This is a genomic window from Lactobacillus corticis, from assembly GCF_018327645.1.
Lineage (GTDB): Bacteria > Bacillota > Bacilli > Lactobacillales > Lactobacillaceae > Lactobacillus > Lactobacillus corticis.
On record NZ_BMAY01000002.1, the window covers coordinates 42,921 to 57,764 of the forward strand.

The following is a 14,844-nucleotide window of genomic DNA, read 5'->3' on the forward strand; positions in this document are numbered from 1 at the left end:
GCATTAAATTGCTACTTTTGCTTAAAGGCAAGCAGCTCATCCGGACCAATGAACTGCAATAAATCGCAATCTTCATCCACGATGTGTCCTAAAACATTAACCCGTGGATTGGCCGGCAAGTCTTTCTTGGTAATCTGCAATTCACCCTGATAGCGTAAATAATCACTATTATCTACCGTGATCGTGCCTCTAGACCGCTCTTGGGCCGGTTGAGGAACCACTGGAAAGAGCTGGCGCAAACGGCCTTCTTTCAGCCGAATGACATCCCGCGACAAGTCAGGCCGCTGATGCCATTCATGTTCAAACAAAGTAGGCAGGTCTTCTTCGGTTCGCAGCAAAAGCTTGTGTTCCTTAAAGTAAGAAGTAAATTGTTCTAAAGTGTCATCAGCTAAATCTGAATCGCCAATAAAAATCGCATCGGTTCCCATTTGTTTAAGGTCAAGCGCAGCCGCAAAGGGGCTCTTGCCACGGTGGTCTTCAATTGTTGGCAAGCCGGCAAAAATCGGACCGCGAACATTCTTATTTCCAGGAATAAAAGCTTGCACCTTAAAGCCTTGTTGGTGCAGCCAAGCCAATCTTTGCGCATACCAGGCACGGTCTAAGCCAGTTTCCGGACGCGGATAAAAGTTGTTCCAGGCTTCCAATTGCTCAAAGTCAGCTCCAGCTTGACGCAGATTATAAACATCATCATCAGATAAGGTGCTGGCATTCAAAGCAATTGGCATCTTCTTAGTCAAAGCCGCAATCGTGTCGGGAGAAATGCCATCATCAATCCGCAGACTATCAACGTGCAAGCTGGCTACTTGGTTCCAATTTTTCACGTCAATGCCTAAGCGTGCCAGCCCCTGGGCAGAAACATCTGCTGTCAATTTTAAGCCAAGGTTCTTGCACCATTTGACCAGTTCAGTTAAGTGCCGTAACACATCCTCTGGATCATCTTCAGGCAATAACAATGAAGTAAACACTCCGCCAAAACCGGCATTGCGCAGGGCAACCAGACTATTGTAATCATCAGCCGTCAAGGCCTGTCCTAAATAAACTGATACTCCTAACATAACAAAGTCCTCCTAGAAACAAAAAAGACCCCGGAATCCCGAGGTCTCTTAGTTATGGAGGATACAGGGCTCGAACCTGTGACCTCCTGCTTGTAAGGCAGATGCTCTCCCAGCTGAGCTAATCCTCCGTGACATAACTCACATTTAAATATGATACTGATTTTGTTAGTCACCGTCAAGCTCTTTCGTAAAAAAGTTTCTAAAATTCTCCGCTTCTTCAGCTAGATTATCCTCATCATTCACTTGGGACAGCTTGTAGCCCACAAAATACGGCGGAGCAAAAAAGCGGGCGATATATTTAGCACAAATTCCGCCATCAGCACGCGGGTAAAAGAATAAGTTGTAGGAATTGAACCGGCCGTGATGCATTACATTAAGCATGTATTTTGCACCGGCCCGGATCCAATCAGCCCATAAGTCAATGGCTGATTGATTAAGCTGCAAAACATTTAGATTGATTTCGGTGTAGCCTTGAACCGGATGATCTGCAATGTTTACCTCTACCTGACCATCAGTAAAAACGCGCACGCCTTCAAAGTTGTTTTCATGAATATATTTATAGCAGTTTTCATGGTCAAAACCGACAATCTGCATATGCGGGTGAATCAAAGAACCGCCTGATTGCGGGCCATAATTCTTGTACCAGCAAACAGATTCAAAGCGCTGATCCTGTCGCATTTGCTGGAAGCAGTCTAAGGCGAAAGTTAGCAATTTGCGATTTTCTTCCTTTGAATAGTTGCTGATATCGCCATAGTGATCATGGGACTCAATCAATACCGTCTGCAAAGTATCGCGCAGCGTTGGGAACTTGTTCTTTAACCAGATCATCTCGCCTTCTTGGCGATAAACATCTACTAAATTTTCCGTGTCGCAAAATGGACAGACAGTTTTTGGCTTATCCTTACGATATGAATGGGGTTTTCCTTGGGCAACCGCAAATTGAAAAACAATCGGATCATTATCCATGACCATGCTTCCCTTCTAAATCAGAATAAAACCCATTATACGGCAACTTGCAGGCTAAGTGCAAAAGTCTTATGATCGACATAATATAGGCTAAATTGTCATTGTGCTTATTTTTTGAAAAATATGATCAAGATGTGAACTTCTTAATAAAATTCGCTAAAACGGGTTATCCAAAGCAATTTTCTTTACTACAATAAACGGTGATGATAAACTAGTCTTCACAGAATGCTTACTAAATTATAGTAAGTTCGAGATATAAATTTAAAAGTTAGGCGAAACACATGAATTCACGAATGGAACTCAGAAAGAAAAACAATCGTTCTACATGGTACATTGTTATCGGTTGTGTGATCCTCGTTGTGTTAGCAGCGTTTTTCATTATTAGCAATAATAACCGCAAGGCGGCCGAAAGCAAAGCAGCAAAATTTGCTACTACGCACTTCAATAAAAACGTGTCAATTTACGGAGTAAAAGTCAGCAACTTAACGGTGGCTGCAGCGACCAAGAAGGTCAATGCTAAAGCTAAAAATATAGCAACCCTGACTGACGGCAAGGTCACCACTAGTCGCGATGGTTCGGTCAAAACCATCAGCAAATCCCAAGTACAGACCTACTTTAAAAAGCAACACACTGAAACTCCAAATAGCAACAAATATTCTTATGCCAATACCGACTTAGCAAACGGCGTCAAGAAGCTGAAGAAGATGGCTAAAACGGTTGTGACGTATGATGCTAACGGCACCAAGTTTAAATTAAGTGCCAAGACCTTAGTAACCAAGGCAACCTACAAAAATGGCAAGGTTACGTTCAATGATACAAGTAAGTTGACCAACAAGCTTAACGAGATGGGCAAGCAAGTAAAAACGCTCCATAAGAGTTATAAGTTTACAGTTCCATCTGGCAGCAACGTAAACGGTAAAACTATTACGGTAACCAATAAGACCTATGGTTGGGGTATTTGGACTGATAAGGCAGCCAACTACGTTAAGCAAGCTTTCTTAAGTGGCAAGAATCAAACAATCAATGGCGCAAATGCTATTTACGGATTAGGCTATACGACTTACGGCCTAGGATATGGAAAATCAAACCACGGAATTGGCGATAATTATGTGGTCGTATCGATCAATAAGCAAGAATTGTGGGTAGTTAAAAACGGCAAGGTCGCAGTTCATCTAACCGATGTCGTCACCGGTACGCTTACTGGTACCAGCGACAATAAGACTCCAACGGGCGTATGGTACATTCACTACAAACAACGCAATGCTACTTTAACTGGTCAAAATGACGATGGTTCCAACTATTCAAGTAAAGTTAGCTACTGGATGCCATTCACTTTATCTGGTTGTGGCCTCCACGATGCTAGTTGGCGGACCGACTGGAGCAAGACAGCCTACCTTAAGGGCGGATCCCACGGCTGTGTCAACATTCGACCAAGCGAAATTAAAGAAGTTTGGAACGCTGTAATTCAACATGAAGCAGTGATTGTTTACAACTAATCTTTCTGACTTAAAAGTCTTCCTGATGGAAGGCTTTTTTTCTGCCTAATTTTGTTATCGATAACATAATGTAAGCGCTTGCTATTTTGCAATTGGGATTGTACATTCATAGTGAAAGATCTAGTGTGTGAGGAAAGAATAATGAAGCAACTCGATAAGCTGGCTGAAATCGCCGCCAATCTCCAAAAGAGTCGTCATGCTTTGGCCCTAGTTGGCGTGGGATCTGTTGGTAATCAGCGTTACCGGCTTGACAACTATAGCGATATTGATTTTTTCACAGTTGTTGAGGATGATTACAAGCAAGCCTTTATCCATGAGTTATGGTGGCTGGGTGACTTGGTCTATAGTTTTAGAAACACAATTGATGGCTATAAAGCTTTAACTAAAGACGGCCTCTTTTGTGAATTTGCAGTTTTTGGTGAAACAGAGTATCAGCAAGTTTATAATGCTCACAGTAAAATTATTTGGCAGCGCAAGACCCTAATCAGTGGCCAGGAACCGGCAAGACCGCCGCTAGATACCCCTAACTTTCATCTTAATGAAAGTCTGACCAATCTTTATGTTGGTTTGTTGCGACTGAAACGTGGCGAAAGATTAAACGCCTACCGCGTGATTAGTCAGGATGCCGTTGGCGAATACCTCAACTTCCTTAAAGAAGAACTACCCCATGATGCCAACCAGGATCCCTATGTATGTTCTCGCCGATTCGAGCAAAATCATCCTGAATGGATCAAAACGGTTTACAGTCTTAGTCTGGGCATTGAACAAACTGAAGAATTAGCAACTCGTTTGTTTAACTTACTGATTCGTGAAAGCATCAATCCTGAAATGGCAGCTAAGGTTCAAGCCTTATTGTGATTTTGGGCAAAATAAAAGATGGACTTTGAAAGGTCCATCTTTTTTCTATTTTCGTTTAAATTCTATAAAGCTGCAGCCACTGCTTGCTTAACTGCTGCACCTTCTGCCTCTACTAGGTTAACTCGCGTTTCGATGACCTTAACGTCCATCTTAATTTCCCGCGTCAACATTGGTTGGTCAAGTTTTGGCAAGAAGAAGTCTTTAAATTCTTGTAGCCGCTTAGCATTCTTGAAGATTCTGGCAATCACAGTGATGAAAGTTGTGAATTCCATGTCGCCGCCGACTGTCTTGTCCAACCATGCCCATTCATCACGAATCCAGTCCCAAGCTGCTTGTTCACCAGCTTCATTGTTTAATAAGCCGGCAAACCAAGCCCGCAAGTCTTGTGGCTTAACGATATCAGCATTTTCCAAGTTGCCAATTAGCTTTTCAATTTCCTTTGGATCCTTGGTAGCAATGATTGCTGCGCATAAGTCAGACTTAAATGAAGCATCACTGGTAGTTTGGTAAAGCTTAATTAATTCATCGATTAATTCATCAGTACCAAAGTTCTTAACTTCATTGCGCAAAACCATTGGCCGGACTGCTGCTTCTATCCCTTCCAAGTGATCACGTTCAGCTCGGAAAATTTCATGTGCAGCCTTGATTGCATCAGCATTTTCACCGTACAAACTAGCTTGCAGCACATATGGACGAACTTCAGTATCATCACTTGATTCGCCGTCCTTAGCTTGCCAGCCTAAACGAGCAACTTGGTCTTTTGACAGCAAGTTGTAGAATTGCTTCAATTGCTTTTCAGCTTCACTGCCATTAGCAACAAATTGACGCAACTTGGCAGCTGTAGTGTAAATAGCATCATTTACGACGCTAGATTGATCGTCTTTTAGCTTCAACAAAACTGGAACAACGCTAGCATATGAAACTTGCTTGCCTTCTGCTAATAACCGCAAGTCTTGCAAGATCTGCATCTTGGAAATTGCATCAAGGTCAGTGATGTCCTTCAAGATATCAGCCATCAAAGTTTCGTCATACTTAACAACGGCATGGGTCGTGTTGCCCACGTTGATCCGCAAAGCATGGCCGGCTTTTTCGCGCAAAGCTTGGTAGTCGCCTAAGTCGAGCACTTTTTCTGCCATAATCTTAGGAGCATCAAAGTTGGCATTCAACGGAATTTGCCAAGTCCGGCCCTTATCTTCACCTTCACCGATAAAGAATTGCTTTTGACTCAGCTTCAAATGGCCATCCTCAACGTAAGCATTAATTACAGGGTAGCCTGGTTGGTTGAGCCATGAGTGCATAATTTCGGTAATGTTTAAATCAGTGGCTGTTGAGAGAGCTTCCCATAAATCATCACCAATCGTGTTTGAGTACTTATGGTGGTCAAAGTAGTACTTAAGGCCCTTTTGCAAAGCTTCATCGCCTAAAAGTGCCCGTACCATTACCAAGAGCCGTGAGCCCTTAGCGTAAACAATCGCCCCATCAAATAAGGTGTCGATTTCTGCTGGGTCGTTAACCTTGACATAAACTGATTGCACACCATCAGTAGCATCCCGAGTTAAAGCAGCTGGGGCTTCAGAAGTTTGGAACATTTCCCAAATCTTCCAGTTTGGTTCCATGTGGTCGATTGACAAGTATTCCATCATGTTGGCAAAACTTTCATTCAACCATAAGTTGTCCCACCACTTCATGGTTACCAAGTCACCGAACCATTGGTGAGCTAATTCGTGGGTTATCACCGTGGCAACCAGCTTCTTGCGTGGCAATGAAGTGTTGTCTGGATCAAGCAGCAAGTAAGCTTCACGGTAAGTAATCAAGCCCCAGTTTTCCATGGCACCAGCAGAGAAGTCTGGCAAAGCCAGTTGCCATGAATGCGGTAATGGGTATGGCGTTTGGTAAAAGTCTTCGTAAAATTCAATCCCGCGCTTAGCAATATCCAAGGCAAAGTCTAATTCCTTAGCCTGGTGCGCCTTGGTAGCAAAGACGCCAACCTTAACGCCGCTCTTAGTTTCGGTGTACTTAGCCTGCAAGTCCCCAAAAGCAAAGGCAACCAGGTAAGTAGACATGCGAACAGTTTCATCAAAGTAGTGAACACCGTCTTCTACCTTAACTTCCGGCATGTTAGCCAAGGCAATTTCACCAGGCTGTTCGTCAAATTTCAAAGCCAAGTTGAAAGTCGCCTTAGCTTCAGGTTCGTCAACACATGGGAAGGCTTGGCGGGCAAAAGTTGTTTCAAATTGCGTACCAATGATTTGTTTCTTTTCTCCATCTAAAGTGTAATAAGATGGATAGATGCCCATCATGGTATCGGTCAAAGGTGCCGTATAATCAATTACCAGCTTAACCTTACCCGTGCGGCCCAACTCAATCTTAATTTCTTCATTCTTATCATCAAAAGTAAATGGTACCGCCTGGCCATCAGCCTTAACCTGCTTAATTTGCATGAACTTTTGGTGAACTAGAACTGTCGGTTCTTGAGCTTCCGCAGTAATCGTTGAGCTACCACTAATCAGCTTTTTTTCCCGGTTAACATCAATAAATAAATCATAGTGTTCCGGGTGTAATGTTTCAAAAAAGCGTTTAACTGACATAATTTCCTCCTATAAATAGTATGTTACTTAAATTTTACCAGAAATCCCGCTGCTCTGGGTTTATTACGCTTTATTTCTATTCGTAAAAGGGATGTAACGATTGGTTAGTAGTTCTGTAACAAAGCTGCAATATTCAACCTGTACTATATAGACAGTAAGAAATGAGACAAGTTTTTAAAAAAGGGAATGAAAATTTTGAAATCTGTTAAATCTATTTTGGTAAAATTAGTTGCGGCTTTAGCCTTAGCATTCGTTGGTGTAGTCGCTAGTCAAAACGTTAATACTTCAGCAAACACTCAAACTGTACAAGCAGCAACCCACTGGTCAAAGAAGAACTTAAAGGCTCGTGCTTGGATCGTTAAGCGTGAATCTGGTGGTAACTGGCATGCTAGAAACGGTAATTGTTACGGTCGTTACCAATTATTGATCACTTACCTGCACCACAATTACTCACACAAGAACCAAACTAGAGTTGCTGATAACTACGTACGTGGCCGTTATGGTTCATGGGTAAATGCTAAGAAGTTTTGGCAACGTCACCACTGGTACTAAAATTAAATATCATTCTCAATAAAGAAATAAGCGGATCAAATAGTGGTCCGCTTATTTTTGTGCAAAATAAAAAGCCGTGCATTTCGCACAGCTTGCTTGGTTAATTGAATTTATCGTGTTTAAATTCGCGATACACCGCGATCACAAATACGGCAATCGCACACACCATTGCGATATAAGCCATCGGCCCTACTGAAATAGCATTATTGGCGGCCGCTTCTGACAAATTATTGGCTACAGCATATTCCACAATCCATTTTTTCATCAATGATGGGGTAAAAATGAAAGTCAACATTGCAATAAACGACGTAACCAGCTGCGTCCGGCGTGAATATGGTTCACGGAAGAATTGGGCTAAGACACACATAGCTGGTGCCAGCATCAAGAGCAATACCCACAAAACAATATTGCGTCCGGCTGCTGTGTTCATCATTTGACTGGAATTGGTGGCATACCGGTAACTGCCCCAGAGTGATCCGCCAGTCAGCGTGTTTAACAAACTCAGGATATATGACCCTTGTTGACCATAGCTGCCGCCGTTAGTCGACAAGACCCCTTGCACGATATTGAGCGCATCAGTTGAACCTGCTGATGAAAAATCTACGCTAACTACCTGTTTCATATAAGTGGCCAAGAAAGTGGTGATTGAACATCCCAGCTGAATCGCCTGCAGCATGCTCAGCTTACGACTCGCCTTTAAATGAAATTCTAAACTTAAAGTGCGGTTAGGGTGATGGCTATGCCCGATCACATAGATCCCAATAAGGACCAAAATCGCTAAGGCCAACAGCAGCCACCATTGTTTCGCCATAATCAAAAAGGCTGCTGCTACAATCACTGCAACCGAAACATACGGTCGATCGGAGAAAATCTTCCAAAAGTTCAGTGTATAAGTTGCCCCAGATCTTTTCATTTCCGGCTGGGTTGCTATTTTTTGCGGTTTGACCCGTCTTTTCTGCTCGACACTCTGCATGCGCTGCAGCCACTCTGAGCGAGAAGTTTGCTTTGAGCGTCGTAAATTTTCGCGACGTCCTACCTTTTGCCGATTTGCCTGCTGTTCTTGAAATCGGCGCCTTGACATGCGTGATTCCTTTGCCATCCTATTTACCCTCTTTCGTAGAAAACATGCTAGCACATCCAGCAACAATTAGCATACTTTTGGGTAAAGGTTGATAAAAATTTAATGTTGACAGCTAGAGTAAAATAGAAGTGATTGTTTTATATATATAAGGAAAAGAAAGCAGGGATTCATTTGCAAGCTACCGATTATCCTCAAGGCTGGAAACGCAGCTTTATTATTCTTTGGCTGGGTTGCTTCATTACCGGCTTGGGATATTCTATGACCATGCCTTTTATTTCGCTCTTCATCGCAGATTTGGGCAACTATAGCAAACTGGAATTAAACCTTTACTCTGGCTTGGCTTTTGCGATGACTTTTATCGCTCAAGCAATTGTCTCGCCATTCTGGGGCAGTTTAGCTGACCGCAAAGGTCGGAAGTTGATGTGCATGCGCGCCAGCGGGGTCATGGCACTAACAATTTTCATTACGGGGATGGCTCCCAATGCGATCTTTATCGTTGTCATGCGGTTTATTCAGGGATCTTTTTCGGGCTATATCAATAATGCCACGGCCCTAATCGCAGGAGAAACGCCGCACAAACGCAGCGGCTGGGTGATTAGTCAGATGCTGACAGCTGGAACGGCCGGCAACCTAGTCGGTCCGTTACTGGGTGGTACCCTTTCAAGTATTTTGCAGCATTTTGTCGGTGGCGCCTGGCCTTACCGGATCGCCTTCTTCTTAACCGGTCTGTTAATGCTGCTGGTCTTTTTAGGAACAAGTTTCTTAGTAAAAGAAGATTTTACCCCTATCGAAAAAGAAAAAATGCAGCCCATGGGCGATTTGCTCAAGTCACTGCCAAATTTAAAAATTGTTATTTTGATGTTTATTACCACGATGATTGTCCAATCATCCACCATGTCGATTGACCCAATCGTTTCTCTTTACGTTAAACAATTAATGCACGGCGTGGGTGACATTTCCTTTGTGGCTGGGGTCGTGGCTGCTGCTCCTGGTTTGGGGACATTGCTTGCGTCATCGAAACTTGGCCACAAATTGGACGAACTGGGGCCAATGAAAATTTTAACTTGGGGCTTGCTGATTGCTACTCTCCTCTTTATTCCAATGGCTCTAGTAAGCTCGCCTTGGACCTTAGCAGTGTTGCGTTTCTTGTTGGGAATCGTCAGCGTCGGATTAATGCCAGCAGCCCAAACGGTCTTGACCCTTTCGACGCCCCATGAATCATTCGGCCGAATTTTTAGCTATAACCAATCTTTCCAAGCGATTGGGGCGGTTTTAGGTTCAATGCTGGGCTCAGGGATTTCCGGCTTCTTTAACTATCAACTCGTCTTTTGGGTTACCGGTTTATTGCTGCTAATCAATTTTATGATCGTTTTTCCCTACTCGAGGTTGCGTTCGTCGCGGTAAATAAAGCGCAATAATACGCTATTAATGATAATAATCACGTTAATTAAGGTCGAATAGTCCAATAAAATTGTGGTTGCCATGCCGATTACCGTATAAATGAAAGAACACCACAAAAAAATCAAATACCCGTGATACAGATAAATAGGATATTTTTCTGCTAGCACCATCAAGCCAATTTCAATTGCAATTAAAAGCGCCACAATAAAGAAACCAATTGGTGGAAGCCATGAGGTCTCCAATTGCCCTGGCAGGAGCGAATGTCCTACAAAAATTGCATCTGCAATACCATCAAGACCTAATATAAATGACAGGACTACTAATACTTTACGCCAAGTTTGCACCTAACCACCTCATCTAACAGGTCTAATTATAACAAATAGTTTCTTAGAAGAATTACTTCAAGCAAAAAGTCATCTCAGTTCATAGCGAGATGACTTTTTTGCTTAAATAAAAATGAGACTCACATCAGCAATCTTTTTTACCTTGCTGCGCGGATAGGGCTCTTCGCCTCGCAAATAATAGTTTACCGCTCTAACCTTGCCGCCTAGCAAATTGCCATTTTCGCCAACCGGCACCAAAACTAAAGTTCCAACGTCAATCTCTGGATCATCAGTTGTATAGTAGTAAGTTTTATCGCTGCCATCTAAGCTGACAGACAAATAACGCGTACAGTCCAAGGACGGAAATAAACTGAGGAATAAGCTGCGATCCATGATGCGATCAAGCGAACGGTTTACCCACGTCAAAAACTCAACAAATTCCGGAGAAACATACTTTAGTTTAGCCGGTAATTTGACTTTTTGTTTCTTGTCAGCATACACCAGTTTAACTTTCAAAATTGGACCCTTGCCTGCATGATGCTTACCAAAAATCCACATATTAGCCAGATGAAGCAGGTTTCTTATCATGTAGGGATCTAAAGTTACGCCGGACCGGCGAACATCCTCACACTTGCTGGTGAATTTTATCATGTTCTTTGTTTGATCAATGATAATTTTTTCCTTGCGATATCCTCGCTCATCTTTTAGGCAAATAATGACCTTTTCCAGTCCCAGATTGTCATCATATATAACGCGGTTCAATGGATTGAGGTGCCAATAGGTTTCATCATACTCATCATAATCGTTACTCATCTTAAGCCCTCCCCCTCTTATACATATAATTATATCTTGTTCGCTAATTGCGCTCTATCATTTTTCGCATCAAAAACCGCCTCTAAAAAGAGACGGTCTTCGATAAGCATAAGCAGCTTTTTGAAGGAAATTAACCTTTGTCGGCCCCAGCCGTAATCCCGTTAACGTAGAACTTCTGCATAAATACGAACAGGATGGTAATTGGGATGGCGATGATGACACACCCTGCAACGAATTGGGCAAAGTATGCAGTCGCGTTACCCTTGGTAGTGTGGACCATGTTGTAAAGTCCATATGCTACCGTATAAGTCTTGGCATCCCCAGAAGTCGAAAGAATGATTCCTGAGAAAATGAAGTCAGTCCAAGGCGCGATGAATGATGTTAAAGCTGTGTAAACAATCATCGGCTTTGATAATGGCAAACCAATGTGGACAAACACTTGCCACTTAGTAGCGCCGTCGATTTCAGCAGCTTCATCAATTGACCGTGGGATCGTATCAAAGAATCCCTTAGCAACATAGAAGCCTAAGCCGGCACCACCAACGTAAACCAGCAGCAAACCACCAAGGTTTAACATGTTTAGCCCTTTAAGGATGTAGTACAGGGCAATCATTGACATAAAGCCGGGGAACATCCCTAATACCAATGCGATTTGCAGGAATGGTTTTCTAAAGGCAAAGCGAAGTCTGGACAACACATAGGCTACGGAAATTGTCAAGAAAGTAGAGATAATCATCGAAAGAATAGAAATAACTAAAGTATTGCGGATCCAGTAGCCAAATGGATATTGTGAGTTGTTAAAAATACCAATGTAGTTTTGTAAAGTGAATTTGTCTGGCCAGAAGGTGGAAACGAATCCCGTATCGTTATATGAGAAACTTGCCAGCACAATCCAGATAATCGGTAAAATCCAAAGAACAGCTAAGAGCGTTAATAAGATATACCGGAAAATTAACGAGAGCCTTCTTTGATTTGAATAAGATTTCATAACTAGCCCTCCTTAAATGCGTTAGTGCGACGATATGCTATCAACGAGAAGGTGGCACTCAAGATGAAGATCAAGATCCCTAAAACTGCTGAGGCGTTGTAACGTTGCTCTTGGCCGAAGGTCAAGTTGTACAGCCACGTTACCAGCAAGTCGGTTGAGCCCGCACCATTGTACTTCGCATTCATCGGAGCCCCGCCAGTCAGCAGGTAGATGACGTTGAAGTTGTTGATATTTCCGATAAATTGTTGGATCAAAGATGGTGCCATCACATAGAGGATTTGCGGGAAAGTTATAGACTTGAAAATTTGGAAAGAGTTGGCACCGTCAATCTTAGCTGCTTCAATTTGGTCTGTTGGCAAGTTTTGAATAATCGCTGTTGAGACCAACATGGAAACAGGTATACCGATCCACATGTTCACAATAATGACCGTAATTCGAGCCATCCAAGGCGAAGCTTGGTTATCAATAAAGTGAATTGGGTGTGAAATCAAGTGCAGGTTTTGCAAGATTGCGTTCAAAGCACCCTGGTAGTCCAAGAATTGCGCCATCATCAATAATGATACGAATTGTGGAACAGCCCAAATAATTACGAAGATAGTTCTCCAGAAAGCCTTGTGCTTAATGCCTTTAGATTCAATTAATAAGGCAAGCAAGACACCAAAGAAGAAAGTAGTGGCAGTGGCAGCAACCGCCCAAATGATGGTCCAGCCAAGTACCGGGAAGAAAGTACCAGCCAAATCCCCACTAAGGACGTTGCCAAATGCTTGAAAGCCAGTCCAAGAGAAAGCAATTGGGTGTTGGCGATCATAGTTGGTAAAGGCCATCGAAATCATGAAGACCGTTGGCAAAACAGTAAACAGCAAGATCCCCACTAGTGGCACTGCCATTAAAGTAGCATGGAGCCGAGTGTCAAGCAGACTAGCAAGTTCTTCACCGTTAGAAGGAATGTGCTCACCGTCACGCTTTAACACGTAGTTATGCCGAGTTGATTTAAGGTTAACAATGTACAAACCAATAATGGCTGCAATGATCATCAGAGCCAAAACCCCGAAGAGCAAAAGCAAAACAGAATTGGAAGGCTGTTTAGTAACGTATACTCCTTGAGCAGCGTCATAAACAACTCGTTTGTGCTTAACCGTTCCTAAAGTTGCGAGACTGTTTAAAGTTGGAATCCCGCTTAAAAAGAACCAAATTAAGAATACAATTTCACTGAGCATCAGGCAGAAGCCCTTTACCCATTGTTTATTTTCTAGAGCGTTGCTGCCCATCAGGAAAAATGATAGTTTTGTCGCAGCGCTCCCCTTCGAAAACACTTCTCGATAAGTCGCTTTAGGAGGGTTGTGTTTGCGTTTAAACATAATAGTTTATCTCCTTCTTAAGCGAAAAGGTTGGAAAAACCAACCTTTGCTTATGCTTACATCTACGCTAATGACTATTTCTTGCTAATAGCTTTGTCTAACTTAGCAAGTTGTGCCTTGTATTGTGAAGACTTGATCTTGCCGTCGTAAACACCACTGATTAATGGAGCTGAGTTGTTCCAGAAAGTAGCCATTTGAGGTAACTTAGGTTGTAATACTGAGTTGCCGCTCTTAGACATTTCTGCAACTGCTTCTGCAACTGGATCGCTAGTTACAGATGAGTCTTTCAAAGCTGCCTTCAATACAGGGATTTGACCAGCATGTTCATGAGCGATCAATTGTGACTTCTTGTTGGTAATGTATGCAGCTAACAGGGTTGATGCCTTAGCATACTTGGTGTGGGAGTTGATAGCAAAGCCTTCAATACCTAAGAATGCTTCCATTTGAGCCTTCTTGCCGCCAACAGTAATGGTTGGGTATTTAGCAACGGCAAAGTTCTTGCCCAAGATCTTCTTAATGTTAGCTGCGTTCCAAGGACCGTCCAAGATAGCTTGAGCGTTGCCCTTCTTTAATTGGTTCAAAGCGTTTGAAGTTTGCATTACGCCCTTGTTGTTCTTTTGAGCTGCGTACCACTTCAAAGCGTTAACACCGTTTTCTGAGTTGAACGTTGAACCCTTAAGAGTTTCACCGTCTTTACCGTATAGGTAAGTGCCTGCTGAGAACATTACTGGCCACATTACGTATGCGTTGGTGAAGTCAGTTGCAACTACACCCTTCTTAGTCAAAGTGTCCCAGTCCTTAACATCGCTAGCTGATAACTTAGACTTGTTGTAGTACAAAGTTTGAGCTTGTTGAGCGTATGGGTATGCGTAAACCTTACCCTTCCAAGAAACACCCTTGTAAGCTGCGTTGAGGTAGTTGCTCTTGATGTCCTTAGTTGCTGCTGGTGAAAGTGGGTTAATGTAACCTGCTTCGGCCATTTGACCTAATTGGTCGTTAGGAACTTCAAAGACGTCAGCAGCCTTTGATGGGTCCTTACCAACGTCAGTCTTAGCGTTAGCTGAACCGTTTGGACTTTGAGTAACCTTAACCTTGATCTTTGGATACTTCTTTTGGAAGTCCTTAGCAATGCTCTTGTAGTAAGTTACTTGTTCAGTGTCAACCCAGAGAGTAATGTTACCCTTGGTGTCCTTGTCATTAGAGCTTGAACTTGAGCTGCTTGATGATGAACCGTTAGAGCAGGCTGCTAAAGCTGAAACAGCTAATAAAGTCACGCCTCCGACAGCAAATTTCTTCCAAATCTTCATAATATTTCCTCCTAAACAAAGCAAATACAGCTTTTTTCTTTGCAAATGACCAAAACAC

13 protein-coding genes and 1 tRNA gene are annotated in these 14,844 nt (G+C 42.8%); 4 read left to right on the plus strand and 10 right to left on the minus strand.

From position 1 onward, the window contains the following. Positions 1-11 precede the first annotated feature (11 nt). The 3 genes from KI210_RS01515 to KI210_RS01525 all read right to left on the minus strand — a co-directional run bounded on the left by KI210_RS01515 (position 12) and on the right by KI210_RS01525 (position 2,021). Positions 12-1,055 (minus strand): DUF871 domain-containing protein, encoded by a 1,044-nt coding sequence (locus KI210_RS01515; RefSeq protein WP_212780130.1) that lies wholly within the window; start codon positions 1,053-1,055, stop codon positions 12-14. A gap of 55 nt (positions 1,056-1,110) precedes the next feature. Then, positions 1,111-1,183: transfer RNA gene (locus tag KI210_RS01520), tRNA-Val, on the minus strand. A 37-nt stretch (positions 1,184-1,220) separates the two neighbouring features. Continuing rightward, complete coding sequence (locus KI210_RS01525; RefSeq protein WP_212780273.1) at positions 1,221-2,021, minus strand: DUF4931 domain-containing protein; 801 nt, start codon at positions 2,019-2,021, stop codon at positions 1,221-1,223. A 281-nt stretch (positions 2,022-2,302) separates the two neighbouring features. Here KI210_RS01525 and KI210_RS01530 point away from each other — a divergent pair, with 281 nt between their 5' ends. Next, positions 2,303-3,517: a L,D-transpeptidase family protein gene (locus KI210_RS01530; RefSeq protein WP_212780131.1), complete on the plus strand. Its 1,215-nt coding sequence runs from the start codon at positions 2,303-2,305 to the stop codon at positions 3,515-3,517. Between the two features lie 141 nt (positions 3,518-3,658). Next, the gene (locus KI210_RS01535; RefSeq protein ID WP_212780132.1) at positions 3,659-4,375 is read left to right on the plus strand and encodes a hypothetical protein; all 717 of its coding nucleotides are present in this window, start codon (positions 3,659-3,661) and stop codon (positions 4,373-4,375) included. 62 nt (positions 4,376-4,437) lie between these two features. Here the strand turns inward: KI210_RS01535 and KI210_RS01540 are convergent, their stop codons facing one another. Continuing rightward, a complete protein-coding gene (locus tag KI210_RS01540; RefSeq protein ID WP_212780133.1) occupies positions 4,438-6,963 on the minus strand; it encodes a M1 family metallopeptidase in 2,526 nt (841 codons plus the stop codon). 192 nt (positions 6,964-7,155) lie between these two features. On the opposite strand from KI210_RS01540, the gene KI210_RS01545 reads away from it, so the two are divergent. Next, a complete protein-coding gene (locus tag KI210_RS01545; RefSeq protein WP_212780274.1) occupies positions 7,156-7,515 on the plus strand; it encodes an aggregation-promoting factor C-terminal-like domain-containing protein in 360 nt (119 codons plus the stop codon). Positions 7,516-7,615: 100 nt separating this feature from the next. Here the strand turns inward: KI210_RS01545 and KI210_RS01550 are convergent, their stop codons facing one another. Further along, positions 7,616-8,596 (minus strand): cytochrome C5, encoded by a 981-nt coding sequence (locus tag KI210_RS01550; protein WP_371870175.1) that lies wholly within the window; start codon positions 8,594-8,596, stop codon positions 7,616-7,618. A 171-nt stretch (positions 8,597-8,767) separates the two neighbouring features. Between KI210_RS01550 and KI210_RS01555 the strand changes: the two genes are divergently transcribed. Then, positions 8,768-10,000 (plus strand): MFS transporter, encoded by a 1,233-nt coding sequence (locus tag KI210_RS01555; protein ID WP_246487300.1) that lies wholly within the window; start codon positions 8,768-8,770, stop codon positions 9,998-10,000. On the opposite strand, the gene KI210_RS01560 is transcribed toward KI210_RS01555, so the two are convergent. The 5 genes from KI210_RS01560 to KI210_RS01580 form a co-directional block, all read right to left on the minus strand. Next, complete coding sequence (locus KI210_RS01560; protein WP_212780135.1) at positions 9,973-10,341, minus strand: hypothetical protein; 369 nt, start codon at positions 10,339-10,341, stop codon at positions 9,973-9,975. The genes KI210_RS01555 and KI210_RS01560 overlap by 28 nt on opposite strands. Before the next feature lie 102 nt (positions 10,342-10,443). Next, on the minus strand, positions 10,444-11,133 hold the full coding sequence (locus KI210_RS01565) for a hypothetical protein (protein WP_212780136.1): 690 nt from the start codon (positions 11,131-11,133) through the stop codon (positions 10,444-10,446). A gap of 130 nt (positions 11,134-11,263) precedes the next feature. Continuing rightward, positions 11,264-12,121 (minus strand): sugar ABC transporter permease, encoded by an 858-nt coding sequence (locus KI210_RS01570; protein ID WP_212780137.1) that lies wholly within the window; start codon positions 12,119-12,121, stop codon positions 11,264-11,266. A gap of 2 nt (positions 12,122-12,123) precedes the next feature. Further along, positions 12,124-13,479, minus strand: a complete 1,356-nt coding sequence (locus tag KI210_RS01575; protein ID WP_212780138.1) for a carbohydrate ABC transporter permease — start codon at positions 13,477-13,479, stop codon at positions 12,124-12,126. A gap of 74 nt (positions 13,480-13,553) precedes the next feature. Continuing rightward, positions 13,554-14,786: an extracellular solute-binding protein gene (locus KI210_RS01580; RefSeq protein WP_212780139.1), complete on the minus strand. Its 1,233-nt coding sequence runs from the start codon at positions 14,784-14,786 to the stop codon at positions 13,554-13,556. Between the last annotated feature and the right edge of the window lie 58 nt (positions 14,787-14,844).

Bases quoted from the DNA above. Each gene is read 5' to 3' on its own strand.
- KI210_RS01540 (WP_212780133.1), bottom strand. From the start codon at position 6,963: ATGTCAGTTAAACGCTTTTTTGAAACATTACACCCGGAACACTATGAT.
- KI210_RS01575 (WP_212780138.1), bottom strand. From the start codon at position 13,479: ATGTTTAAACGCAAACACAACCCTCCTAAAGCGACTTATCGAGAAGTG.
- KI210_RS01530 (WP_212780131.1), top strand. From the start codon at position 2,303: ATGAATTCACGAATGGAACTCAGAAAGAAAAACAATCGTTCTACATGG.
- KI210_RS01580 (WP_212780139.1), bottom strand. From the start codon at position 14,786: ATGAAGATTTGGAAGAAATTTGCTGTCGGAGGCGTGACTTTATTAGCT.
- KI210_RS01565 (WP_212780136.1), bottom strand. From the start codon at position 11,133: ATGAGTAACGATTATGATGAGTATGATGAAACCTATTGGCACCTCAAT.
- KI210_RS01570 (WP_212780137.1), bottom strand. From the start codon at position 12,121: ATGAAATCTTATTCAAATCAAAGAAGGCTCTCGTTAATTTTCCGGTAT.
- KI210_RS01525 (WP_212780273.1), bottom strand. From the start codon at position 2,021: ATGGATAATGATCCGATTGTTTTTCAATTTGCGGTTGCCCAAGGAAAA.
- KI210_RS01550 (WP_371870175.1), bottom strand. From the start codon at position 8,596: ATGTCAAGGCGCCGATTTCAAGAACAGCAGGCAAATCGGCAAAAGGTA.
- KI210_RS01515 (WP_212780130.1), bottom strand. From the start codon at position 1,055: ATGTTAGGAGTATCAGTTTATTTAGGACAGGCCTTGACGGCTGATGAT.
- KI210_RS01535 (WP_212780132.1), top strand. From the start codon at position 3,659: ATGAAGCAACTCGATAAGCTGGCTGAAATCGCCGCCAATCTCCAAAAG.